13 protein-coding genes, 1 riboswitch and 1 other annotated feature are annotated in these 12,146 nt (G+C 36.2%); of the genes, 8 read left to right on the forward strand and 5 right to left on the reverse strand.

Translation table 11 applies throughout. From position 1 onward, the window contains the following. Positions 1-73: 73 nt before the first annotated feature. Positions 74-307, forward strand: a complete 234-nt coding sequence (locus tag ACODS7_RS05305) for a DUF3955 domain-containing protein (RefSeq protein WP_042969156.1) — start codon at positions 74-76, stop codon at positions 305-307. Between the two features lie 80 nt (positions 308-387). Then, complete coding sequence (locus tag ACODS7_RS05310; protein ID WP_016079780.1) at positions 388-627, forward strand: DUF3947 family protein; 240 nt, start codon at positions 388-390, stop codon at positions 625-627. 28 nt (positions 628-655) lie between these two features. Here ACODS7_RS05310 and crcB (ACODS7_RS05315) read toward each other — a convergent pair whose 3' ends face one another. Both crcB (ACODS7_RS05315) and crcB (ACODS7_RS05320) read right to left on the reverse strand, forming a co-directional pair. After that, on the reverse strand, positions 656-1,012 hold the full coding sequence (crcB, locus tag ACODS7_RS05315) for a fluoride efflux transporter CrcB (protein WP_029443563.1): 357 nt from the start codon (positions 1,010-1,012) through the stop codon (positions 656-658). Continuing rightward, positions 1,009-1,413, reverse strand: a complete 405-nt coding sequence (crcB, locus tag ACODS7_RS05320; protein WP_042969155.1) for a fluoride efflux transporter CrcB — start codon at positions 1,411-1,413, stop codon at positions 1,009-1,011. The genes crcB (ACODS7_RS05315) and crcB (ACODS7_RS05320) overlap by 4 nt, the downstream gene beginning before the upstream one ends. 54 nt (positions 1,414-1,467) lie before the next feature. Next, a riboswitch (Fluoride riboswitch) is annotated at positions 1,468-1,527 on the reverse strand. Between the two features lie 231 nt (positions 1,528-1,758). Between crcB (ACODS7_RS05320) and ACODS7_RS05325 the strand changes: the two genes are divergently transcribed. From ACODS7_RS05325 to tyrS, 5 genes are all read left to right on the forward strand, one after another. Then, entirely contained in the window at positions 1,759-2,817 is a 1,059-nt protein-coding gene (locus ACODS7_RS05325) for an endonuclease/exonuclease/phosphatase family protein (protein ID WP_029443561.1), read from the forward strand. 32 nt (positions 2,818-2,849) lie between these two features. Then, positions 2,850-4,352 (forward strand): DUF4077 domain-containing protein, encoded by a 1,503-nt coding sequence (locus tag ACODS7_RS05330; RefSeq protein WP_029443560.1) that lies wholly within the window; start codon positions 2,850-2,852, stop codon positions 4,350-4,352. Between the two features lie 196 nt (positions 4,353-4,548). Next, entirely contained in the window at positions 4,549-4,944 is a 396-nt protein-coding gene (locus tag ACODS7_RS05335; RefSeq protein ID WP_000573651.1) for an SET domain-containing protein, read from the forward strand. A gap of 383 nt (positions 4,945-5,327) precedes the next feature. After that, positions 5,328-6,245 (forward strand): UDP-N-acetylmuramate dehydrogenase, encoded by a 918-nt coding sequence (gene murB / locus ACODS7_RS05340; protein ID WP_029443559.1) that lies wholly within the window; start codon positions 5,328-5,330, stop codon positions 6,243-6,245. Positions 6,246-6,341: 96 nt separating this feature from the next. After that, positions 6,342-6,557 (forward strand) — a binding site (T-box leader). A gap of 56 nt (positions 6,558-6,613) precedes the next feature. Then, complete coding sequence (tyrS, locus tag ACODS7_RS05345; protein ID WP_029443558.1) at positions 6,614-7,876, forward strand: tyrosine--tRNA ligase; 1,263 nt, start codon at positions 6,614-6,616, stop codon at positions 7,874-7,876. A gap of 242 nt (positions 7,877-8,118) precedes the next feature. Here tyrS and ACODS7_RS05350 read toward each other — a convergent pair whose 3' ends face one another. From ACODS7_RS05350 to ACODS7_RS05360, 3 genes are all read right to left on the reverse strand, one after another. Continuing rightward, the gene (locus ACODS7_RS05350) at positions 8,119-9,297 is read right to left on the reverse strand and encodes an NAD(P)/FAD-dependent oxidoreductase (RefSeq protein ID WP_243168279.1); all 1,179 of its coding nucleotides are present in this window, start codon (positions 9,295-9,297) and stop codon (positions 8,119-8,121) included. A 44-nt stretch (positions 9,298-9,341) separates the two neighbouring features. Then, on the reverse strand, positions 9,342-9,782 hold the full coding sequence (locus tag ACODS7_RS05355) for a DUF1641 domain-containing protein (RefSeq protein WP_001115310.1): 441 nt from the start codon (positions 9,780-9,782) through the stop codon (positions 9,342-9,344). Positions 9,783-10,217: 435 nt separating this feature from the next. Beyond that, positions 10,218-10,562 carry a winged helix-turn-helix transcriptional regulator gene (locus ACODS7_RS05360; protein ID WP_000760481.1) on the reverse strand — a complete coding sequence of 115 codons (345 nt, stop codon included), beginning with the start codon at positions 10,560-10,562 and terminating at the stop codon, positions 10,218-10,220. A gap of 373 nt (positions 10,563-10,935) precedes the next feature. Here ACODS7_RS05360 and ACODS7_RS05365 point away from each other — a divergent pair, with 373 nt between their 5' ends. Continuing rightward, positions 10,936-12,099 (forward strand): MFS transporter, encoded by a 1,164-nt coding sequence (locus ACODS7_RS05365; protein ID WP_168410432.1) that lies wholly within the window; start codon positions 10,936-10,938, stop codon positions 12,097-12,099. Positions 12,100-12,146 lie beyond the last annotated feature (47 nt).

Raw genomic sequence — 12,146 nt, forward strand, 5'->3', positions numbered from 1 at the left:
TTTAACGATAAAAAATTATTGACTGTTAATGTTATTTTAGGTAATATGATGTTAATAATTTAAGGAGAATTACATGAGTAGAGGAGAATGTGAAATGAAAAATAAATACGTAGTAGCTATTTCTTTAATGATTTTAGCGATTATTTCTTTAACTATACATGCTTCAAACAGTAAAGTAGGAGCGGATGGATTCCTTGAAGAACCTTTCTTTTTCCTAGTACCGATAAGTTATGTATTGTTCCTTAGTGGTATTGGTGTATTATTATTTGGATTTATTACTTCAAAACTGAAAAAGAGCAATAGATAGGTGCTACCAATAGGGGCCAAAGCACTCACTATGAAATAGCAACATACCATATGGAAGAAAAAGAATAAGTGAGATGAATCATGATGAACTATCATTTTTATAATGGAAGACAAGTAGGGTCGGCTATTACTTGGGCAGGAGCACAGGGAACAATTCATGCTGTGTATCAGGCTATTCACATGCAGCAGCAAGCACAAGCTGCACAAATGATGCAAAGTCAGTATATGCCGTATTCACAACTTCCGATGCAAATTGTACATTACGATGTACATCCAGCTGGTTTATTTTCCATTCCATATGGCGGGACATATTTCTTATGAAAGAAAGCGACTCAATAGAGTCGCTTTTTTATATTCCACCCAGCTTCATCCCAAGGAATGCGAAGAGGATACCAATTATGTAAGTAGCACTTAAATATAAAAGGAAGATGTACAGTTTTTTAAGATCGAGAAGCTGAACAGCTTCTAATTTAAACGTAGAAAATGTCGTGAATGCGCCCATAAATCCAGTACCTAATAATAGTTGCCAGCCTGTAGTAACTCCGTTGCCAATTATATATCCGAGTAAAAATGCCCCTGTTATATTAATAAGGAATGTAGCAATTGGAAATTGTGTTTTATTTCTTTTCTTAAACCAATTGCTAATTGCAAATCGTGTAATCGCACCGAAAAATCCTCCTGTTGCGACTAATAAGGCTTCTATCATGAGTAATCACCTTCCGTAAGAGATTTCTTAATTAAGAAATCTCCAAGTGTATAGCCAAGGCCAGACATAATGAGGCCACCAAGTATGCTACATGATACATATAAGAAGGCTATGCTCCACTCAGAATGATTGATCAATTGCACAGTTTCTACACTAAATGTTGAAAAAGTCGTAAAGGAACCGATGAATCCAGTCCCGATGCCTGTGATAACCTCTGAAGGTAAGATGTTTAGTCGAGCGATATAAGTAGTTAGCCACGCTAAGAAGAAGCAACCGATTAAGTTAATGACTAATGTTGCTAATGGAAATGAATGATGCCAAAATGTGGTGATATTAAGACCTAAATAATAACGAGAAAGAGCTCCTAATATACCGGCAATGCCGACGATAATATAAATCAATTTTCTCACCTCTTTAAATAGCTTGCTCAAAAAAATAGACTCCTACCAGTATGTATACTGGTAGGAGTCATTAGCTAAGCAGCGTTTATGGCGAACTCCATCGCCTATGATTATTACATATAGTGTACTAAATATACCGTTTAATTTCCAGTGAGGAGGTGGGTGTAACTTTTCTTTTTTTGATGTCTGAAGGTTTTTTAAGTAATTAAAACAGGATCGATTACTTATCAACTAAATATAGTGATATACGGTTTTAATTATGATAAAATGTTTCTTATGTGTGTCGTTTTCTTTATTTGACTGAAAATAAAGAAAAATAAATTCGCGTGAAAAGGAGTCATTTATTTGAAGAAATTTTTTAAAATCGTATTTATATGTGTTTTAGTAGTAGCGGGCATTGTAGGAGGATTTCTAGCGTATATGACACTTACTAAAGAACAGCCTGCTGATGTTACAAGCTTGAAGGTGGAGAATAATAAGGAGCGCGTATTAGCGACTGGAAATGAATTTAAAGTTACAACATTTAATATTGGATATGCAGGGTTAGATAAGGAGCAAGATTTCTTTATGGATGGGGGAAAGGGATCTGGTTCAAGTAGTAAAGAGCAAACAGAAACTAATTTAAAGAATATGCTTTCGTTTTTACAAAATGAAAATAGTGATTTTGCGCTATTACAAGAAGTTGATATAAAGTCACTTCGTTCATTTGATGTAAATGAACATGAATTTTTGAAAAAAGGATTACCTGATTATGTTTCGTCATTTGGCAAGAACTACGATACGAAATGGGTTCCGGTGCCAATAACAAATCCAATGGGATATGCGGAGGCTGGATTAAGTACGTTTTCTAAATACACTGTTCAAGAAGCGAAGAGGTTCCAGCTTCCTGGAATGGAGCCGTGGCCAAAGCGTTTGTTTGATTTAGATCGGGCAATTGTGGAACATAAAATACCTGTTAATAATGGGAAACATGTTAGACTCGTAAATTTACATTTGTCTGCTTATGATGAAGGCGGGAAAATTAGAAAACAGCAAGTAGAGTATTTAAAAGAATATATGAACAAGCAGTATGAAAATGGCGATTACGTAATAATGGGCGGAGATTGGAATCAATTAGTTTCAAACGCTCAATTAAGTGATCCGAAGTTCGTGAAAGAGCGTCCTGAGTGGTTAGTAGAGTTACCGAAGGACTTTACGGACGGTGGCTTTAAGTGGGCTGTAGATCCGTCTGTTATGACTGTGAGAGATGATGTAAAGAAATATGTAGAAGGTGAAAATTTCGTCACTATTATTGATGGCTTTATCGTTTCACCGAATGTAGAGATTGTAAATGTACAAGGGAAAGATTTAAAGTTTGAAAATAGCGATCATAACCCAGTGAGTGCGGTATTTAAACTGAAGTAATTGATATGTATAAGTAGAAGGTGGGGCTTCATATGGAGTGGTTAAAGAGGACTTGTTTTTCTAACCTTGAGAAAGAATCACAGAAAAATCATTTATTACTGTTTATAACGATTTTTAGTTTCTTCCTTGGGATAATCGCGATTGGGTATTATGGATATATTTTTACAGAGAGAGCAATAGCGTTTTGGATTTGTGGTATTTCTGTCGTTGTATTTGGAACGCTTTTTACTTTTATAAAAAGTATGGAATCAGCGTATAAATATATCATGACATTTATGTTGCTTACAATGTCTTACATTATGGTACAAGCTTTTAATGAAAGCCCGGCTGTATTTCAAATGGTCTATTTTACATTAGCTGTTTCACTTATTTACTTAAGTGAGCGCCTCATTTTAATTCTTGGCGGGGTAGCTGTTGTGATCACATTTATCCTTTGTAGCTATTGGCCGGAGCAATTTTTTGCTTATACAGCCTCGTCTGAAGCTGCTAATTTCGCAAGTTTGTTAGCGATTGTAACAATCGCTATGTGGGGTGTCACGAAAATCGGTTCTAATCTGCTCCTTCGTTTAAGTGATGAGAAGCAAGAAGTAATGAGAAAAGCTCAGGAGCTAGAAGAGACGCAAAGGCTTATTGGTGAAACAGTTTTGAAACTAGATAGTAATTTCAATCATTTAAGACAAAATATGAACACGTCGATGGAATCGATGAGTGAAATTAATTTTGCCTTTGAAGAGGTAGCAGTTGGTACGCAATCACAATCAGAGATGATGTATCGTTCGGTAGAAGTATTGAATGATATGGAGGGAAATATTGAACAAATTATCTCTCAAGTAAGAACTGCATCGGCTCGTGTGGATGAAAGTTTAGAAATTTCAAAGGGCAGCGTAAATACTTTAAGAAATTTTGAAGCTAACATGAGAAGTTTAAATGATGTTGTTTCACAGTCTGGAATTATATTTAGAGATTTAATGATGCAATCGAAACAAATTAATGAAATTGTAGATGTAATAACGAATATTTCAAGTCAGACGAGTTTGCTAGCTTTAAATGCAAATATTGAAGCTGCCAGGGCAGGTGAGCATGGAAAAGGTTTTGCTATTGTAGCGAGTGAAGTGTTAAAGCTTGCTGAAGAATCAAATCGTTCTGCGGGAAGAATTCAAGGGATTTTGAAGGAGTTTAGTAATCAAGCAAGTAAGGTAGAAGTGCAGGTAGAGAAGTCAGAAAGAGTACAAGAAGAGTGTAACGAAATGTTAGCAAGCGTTTTAACAAATGTAACGGATTTAGGGAAGTTTATTGATGCGATTAATGAAGTAATGCGAGAGGTTGTTGTTCATCAAGAAAGTTTCCAAGTTAAAACGACGAATATCGTAAAGGATGTTACGCATGCTTCTAACGTAATTCAGCAAACTTCTACAGCTACAGAAGAAGTGCTAGCGAGTGTGGAAGAAGAAAAACATCGAAATGATACGTCAGTGAAGACGTTACAAACTGTTAGCGAGCAAGTGAAGTTGTTAGAAGATATTTTAGAAAAGTAATATTGCTTGGAAAGAGCACAAATGATGTGCTCTTTTTTCATTTAAATGAATACTTGATAGTAATTTAATTGCTTTTCTGCGCGTTTTCTGCCAAGCTTAAGGAGATAAAGTGAGACTAATACCTACTGATTATTAGTTGAACCTCGCAAATAGCGGGATAAAATACTTCAAAGAAAGAATTATATAGGTGACGCATATGATCGAAGTTAAGACTTCTGAACTTAGTGATGGAGAATTTAATAGAGGTGTATTTGCAACTCGTGATATTAAAAAGGGTGAGTTGATTCACTCAGCACCGGTTATCTCTTATCCAAATGAACAGCATGAACACATTGAAAAAACGTTACTTGCTGACTACGCATTTGAGTATGGGGTAAATCATACGGCATTCCTGTTAGGATACGGCATGTTATTTAATCATGCATATAATCCGAATGCAACGTATGAAATTGTCTTCGAGAATCATACTTTTAACTTCTTCGCGTATAAGGATATAAAAGCGGGAGAAGAAATTTTAATCAATTATAATGGTGAAGTGGATGACGATGAACTATTATGGTTTGATAAGGAAAAAGAAGAGAACGAAAAATAATTTAATGAGTATAGAAAGAGCACATTCTGTCGGATGTGCTCTTTTTTTATTGATGTAAATAAAGTAAAAAGTACAAAAAAATACCACTTTCTTTTTGTATGGTATAGTAAGATACTGAGGGATAGTGTTTTGAAAAAGTCACATATTTTACAAATTGTTGTCTTTCTGATGACATGTCAAGTTTAGTAGTCCATTTGGGTTGCTTTATTATGCAATATATATTTTAATATGAGTGGCACCTCTTATAAATTAAGAGGTTTATAGGTGTCTCGAATTGATTTTGGGTACACTGTATCCACCACTTTAGGTTCTTTCATGTACGTGGGGATATTATGGGCCCGTATAACGGGATAAAATGAATATAGAAATAGAGGAATCGTAAAATGAATATGCAAGAGGTTTATAAATATTTAAGTACGGTATTGCCTGAAGGACATGTTAAACAAGATGAAATGTTAAAGAATCATACGCATATTAAAGTTGGCGGAAAAGCAGATGTTTTTGTTGCGCCTACAAATTATGATGAAATTCAAGAAGTTATCAAATATGCGAACGAATATAATATTCCAGTTACGTTTTTAGGAAATGGATCGAATGTCATTATTAAAGATGGTGGAATTCGCGGGATTACAGTAAGTTTAATTCATATTACAGGTGTTACTGTAACAGGAACGACGATTGTAGCACAGTGTGGTGCAGCAATTATTGACGTATCACGTATTGCTTTAGACCATAACTTAACGGGTCTTGAGTTTGCTTGTGGTATTCCAGGTTCAGTTGGCGGAGCGTTATATATGAATGCTGGTGCTTACGGTGGTGAAGTATCGTTTGTGTTAACAGAAGCTGTTGTAATGACAGGTGATGGAGAGCTACGTACTTTGACGAAAGAAGCATTTGAATTTGGATATCGTAAGAGTGTATTTGCTAACAACCATTACATTATTCTTGAAGCGAGATTTGAACTTGAAGAAGGTGTACGTGAAGAAATTAAAGAGAAAATGGATGATTTAACGTTTAAGCGTGAGTCAAAACAGCCTCTAGAATATCCTTCATGTGGTAGCGTATTTAAGCGTCCACCAAATAACTTTGCTGGTAAGTTGATTCAAGACTCAGGACTACAAGGTAAGCGAATTGGTGGAGTGGAAGTTTCTTTAAAACACGCTGGATTTATGGTGAATGTTGATAACGGAACAGCACAAGATTACATCGATTTAATTCACTTCGTACAAAAGACAGTTGAAGAGAAATTTGGCGTGAAGTTAGAGCGAGAAGTAAGGATTATTGGAGAAGATAAGGAATAACGAAATACGTATGAAGATATGAATTATTTTAAAATAATATTTGGGTATTGTTGACAATTTGTTTTCAATTCAATATAATGCTAATAATTTAACAAATAACATACGTTGAAAGAGCCCAGTAGCAGTTTGTCACTGTTAACGAGAGAGCTAGGGGTTGCTGGAACCTAGCACAAACAAACTTGCGAATTACACTCTGGAGTATCTTAGGTAATGCTAAGCGGACTAGCAATCGATATTATTGCTAAGAGTGGTATGAGTAGCTATGCTATTTATGCAAACTGGGTGGTAACACGGTGAATAATCGTCCCTATGTCTATCGTAGACATAGGGGCTTTTTTGTTTTTTTAAAATAAAGGGGATGACAAAAGATGAATATTATTGATGAATTAGAATGGCGCGGCGCCGTTAATCAGCAGACTGACGAAGAAGGCTTACGTAAGCTAGTAGAAGAGAAAAAGATTTCACTATACTGCGGAGTTGATCCGACTGGTGATAGTATGCATATCGGACATTTGATTCCGTTTATGATGATGAAGAGATTCCAATTAGCTGGCCATCATCCTGTTATTTTAATTGGCGGGGCAACAGGAACGATTGGTGATCCGAGTGGACGACAATCGGAGCGTCAACTTCAAACGTTAGAAGTGGTTCAGCATAATGTAGATGCGTTAACAGCACAAATGAAAAAGCTATTTGATTTTGGCGGAAATAGCGAAGTGAAGATGGTAAATAACTATGATTGGACACATGAAATAAATGTTATTGAGTTTTTACGTGATTACGGGAAAAATTTTAGCATCAATAGCATGTTAGCGAAGGATATTGTAGCAAGTCGTTTAGATACAGGTATTTCTTTCACAGAATTCACGTACCAAATTTTGCAAGCACTGGATTTCCATCATTTATACACGAAAGAAGATGTTCAACTTCAAATTGGTGGTAGTGACCAATGGGGAAATATTACGAGTGGTTTAGATTTAATTCGTAAGTTAGAAGGTCATGAGGCGAAAGTATTTGGATTAACGATTCCGCTATTATTAAAATCGGACGGTACGAAGTTTGGTAAATCAGCAGGTGGTGCGGTTTGGCTTGATCCTGAAAAAACGACACCGTTTGAATTTTACCAGTTCTGGGTAAATACAGATGACCGTGATGTAATTAAATACTTGAAATACTTTACGTTCTTAACGAAAGAGCGTATTGATGAATTAGCAGTGAAGGTAGAAGCGGAGCCTCATAAACGTGAAGCGCAAAAAGTGTTAGCGGAAGAAATGACGAAATTCGTTCATGGAGAAGAGGCGTTCCTGCAAGCTGGGAAAATTACAGCAGCGTTATTTAGCGGAGATATTAAATCGTTAACAGCTGATGAAATTGAACAAGGCTTTAAAGAAATGCCAACATTCCAGTCTTCAAAAGAGACGAAAAACATCGTAGAGTGGCTAGTCGATTTAGGGATTGAACCATCTAGACGACAAGCACGCGAGGACATTAATAATGGTGCGATTTCTATGAATGGTGAGAAAGTAACAGATGTGGGTACGGATGTTACTGTAGAAAATTCGTTTGATGGAAGATTTATTATTATTCGTAAAGGGAAGAAGAACTACAGCCTTGTGAAATTAGGAGAATAGTTTGTGTGAAAGGGATGGGAGTAGGAAGAATACTTCCATCCCTTTCATATACACAATTTAGACATAAAATAATCAGTAAATTTAGATAATTAAAAGGGTTATATTATTCTTCTGCCGAATAAATAAATTAGAGAAAATTACGGATAAAGTGAAACTTTAATCAGTGGGAGTTTTACTGCCCGCAAATAGTGGGATAAAAATAGCCCGAACCATGCTGGGCATGATTCGGGCTTATATTCAGATTAGTAAGCTAAGCTGAATAGACCTTTAATGTGTGATAAGTAACGAACGTTACTTGCTTCTTTCATTAATGATGCTGGTAAGCCTTTAAGTGGAGTATTGCTTGCTCCAATTGTAGCAACAGCATCTTTACGTCCTAGACTAGCAAGTGTTCCAGAGTTTACAGGTGCGAACTCTTCGAATGCTTTGCCTTCTAGTGCTGCGTATAAGTTGTATCCAATTAACTCACCCATTTGCCAAGCGATTTGTGCAGTTGGTGGGTATGGACGACCGTCTGGAGAGAAGACAACAGCGCTGTCTCCAGCAACGAATACGTCTTTGTGAGAAGTAGATTGTAGGTATGCATCAACTGTTGCACGTCCACGGTTAACTTCAAGACCTGATTCACCGATTAATGGGTTACCTTGAACGCCACCTGTCCAAACGAATGTGTTAGCAACAAGTTTTTGACCGTCTTTTAAGTCGATTTCATTGCCAGCAACGTTTGTTACAGGAAGACCTGTTAAGAATGTAACACCGCGTGCTTCTAGGCTAGTAGTTGCACGTTCGATTAAGTGATCTGGTAATACTGGAAGGATTTTTGGACCTGCTTCAACAAGAAGAAGTTTAACTTCTTTTGGATTTACGCCGTGGCTTTTTGCAAGTTTAGGCATAATGTCAGCAAGCTCACCAACTAGCTCAACGCCAGTTAATCCGCCACCACCGATTACGATTGTAGCATCAGCTTCGTTTTTCGTTTTCGCGTATTCACGAATACGGTCTTCAACTTGTTTGTAGATTTTGTTTGCATCAGCAGCAGATTTTAATACCATGCTGTTTTCTTCTAGTCCTGGAATACCGAAGTAAGCAGTTTTACTTCCTAAAGCAACTACAAGTGCATCGTAAGATAAAGTAGTGCCGCCAGCTAGTTTGATTTCTTTGCTATCAACAGAGAATGACTCAACTGTTGCGATTTTAAGATCGATATCTTTACCTTTGAAAAGCTTTGTAAGTGGCATTGCAATTGCTTGCTCAGCAACGTTACCAGCTGCAAGGCGGTGTAGTTCAGTGATGATTTGGTGTGTTGGGTATTGGTTAATCACTGTAACTTGTGCTTCTGATTTGCTGTAATATTTACGTACGTTTAAAGCGGCAAGAAGACCGCCATAACCAGCGCCTAAGATGACAATTTGTTTTGACATAGTATGATATCCCCCGTCTTTACTAATTGTTGTTATAAGTTAAATTATTTATTGTTACGTTCTGCACTAATTTGAAGATATGCGTTCACAAAGCGGAACATTTTTTGTGCTTGTGGATCTTTTAGTAATTTTAATAGACCGAATAGGCCGATAACTTCAGTACTTTCGTCAGCACGATCTTTCGCTTCGATTGCAGTTGCAGCCATGCTTTTCACTGTATCTTTTACAGGTTCTACAAGCTCTGTAATTGCACCAACAGTGTCGCTTTTTAATACTTCATCAGTAGCAACAGTTTGAGCGAAGTCATAAGACTTAGTTAAAATGTTAACAAGCTCAGTTAATTTTGGAAGCTGTTCTACTAGTGTTGTTAATGATTCTTGTACCTCAGGTTTTAACAACTGATCAAGTACATCAAGTTGTCCTTGGCTAGCAGAAATTTGTACAGTTTCTTGTTCTGGCTTTGTTTGAGTCATAGTTTCTGGCATCTCCAATTCTCCTTTACGATAGCAATACTCTTATTTTTTATAAGTAAGATAGTAAACGTTTACGAAACTTTATGCAAAGTTTCACAAAACACAATAAAATGCCTTTAAATTTATGACAGCAAGTAAGCTGCAAACATAAATCTAAAACCATAACGTCTTACTTATTATTTATGAACTGTCCGATATATGGCTTGTCCGCATAATGGAAAAGCTCCGTTACCGGAAAGTGTATATAATATATATCCTATATTATATACTATATACACCTATGTTAACATAAAAATGATTCCTAATTATTTGATATTGAGTGTATAACGTAGTGCTGACAAGGTATGAAAGCGTATAAAATATTTTGTTTCAGTTAGAAATGTACATATATATATAGAAAAAAAGGAAAAAACGAACAAATTCATGTTCGTTTTTTCCTTTTTCCTATTATTCACCTTCCGCAATTAGCATCGATGTGTTACCTTCTTTTTCAAGATGGCATTCGCCCCAAGAACAAAGAGAGTCAAGAATGGATTCTAAAGACCAACCGTAGTCGGTAAGAGAATATTCTACTTTCGGTGGGACTTGGTTGTATACTTTTCTTTGAATGACCCCGTCGTCTTCTAATTCACGTAATTGCTGCGTTAACATTTTTTGTGTAATACCAGGCATGGAGCGTTTTAATTCACTCGTTCTCTTTGTACCTTTCGTTAAGTGACAAAGAATAACAACTTTCCATTTGCCGCCGATAACTTCTAAAGTCGCCTCTACAGGAATATTGTATTTCTTCATATGAAACCCTCCCTTTTTGAGTAAAGTAAGTTTAATAATACAAATGTTACTTTTTAGTACCTATAGCACTTTAAAGTACGTACTTTTTATTATGTTAAATATGTTTCATAATAGCACATGTAAGAGGCAAATGAGTAGTACGGTACTAAAAAGTGACTATGTTACTTTTTAGTGCCTATCGTACTTTAAAGTGCGTTCTTCAAAAAAAGAATGAAACCATTCATAATAGCATTTGTAAGTATGAAATATATGTTTTAGAAGATAAAAGGGCCTTTTTATCATACTATTATGATTGGATTTCTTGTAATAAGGAGGAATTCAATTGAGTTCATATACAGTATCATCTTCGGAAGTTCAGACGAATCGAAGAAGTATGTTTGCTTTATTAGCACTAGCAATTAGTGCGTTTGGGATTGGTACGACCGAGTTTATTAGTGTCGGTTTACTACCATCTATTTCGAAAGATTTAAATGTTTCGGTTACAACAGCCGGTTTAACGGTTTCCTTATATGCGTTAGGAGCAGCGGTAGGAGCACCTGTTTTAACAGCGTTAACGGCTAGTATGTCGCGAAAGACATTATTAATGTGGATTATGGTTATTTTCATTATTGGTAATGGCATTGCGGCGGTAGCAACAAGCTTCACTGTATTAATTATCGCAAGAATTGTATCTGCGTTTGCACATGGTGTGTTTATGTCAATTGGATCTACAATTGCGGCTGCAATCGTACCGGAGAATAAACGTGCTAGCGCAATTGCGATTATGTTTACTGGATTAACAGTTGCGACTATTACTGGTGTGCCAATTGGAACATTTATCGGTCAAGAGTTTGGCTGGAGAGCGTCATTTATGGCGATTGTCGTAATTGGAATTATTGCTTTCATCGCAAACAGTATACTTGTCCCATCTAATTTAAAAAATGGTGTACCTGTATCGTTTCGTGATCAATTTAAATTAATTAAAAATGGAAGACTATTACTTGTTTTCATTATTACTGCACTTGGATACGGTGGTACATTCGTAACATTTACGTATTTATCACCACTATTACAAGAAGTAACAGGATTTGAAGCAAGTACCGTTACTATCATTTTATTAGTGTATGGAATCGCAATTGCGATAGGGAATATGGTTGGCGGGAAATTATCGAATCATAATCCGATTCGAGCGCTATTTTACATGTTCTTTATTCAAGCGATCATATTATTTGTTTTAACATTTACAGCGCCATTTAAAGTAGCTGGATTAATCACAATTATTTTCATGGGACTATTCGCATTTATGAATGTTCCGGGGCTACAAGTATATGTAGTTATATTGGCAGAGCGCTTTGTTCCAAGTGCGGTTGATGTTGCTTCAGCAATTAATATTGCCGCATTTAACGGAGGGATCGCTTTAGGTTCTTATATAGGTGGCCTTGTAACGAATTCGTTAGGATTAATCCATACTGCTTGGGTAGGCGGTCTTATGGTAGTAGGTGCTGTGATTTTAACAGCATGGAGCATGACATTAGAAAAAAGAGATCAAGTAAAATAAACAATCATGACTTTACAGTCACACCCATATATGAAAAGGGGTGTGAC

The sequence above is a fragment of the Bacillus sp. FG16 genome, from assembly GCF_057809515.1.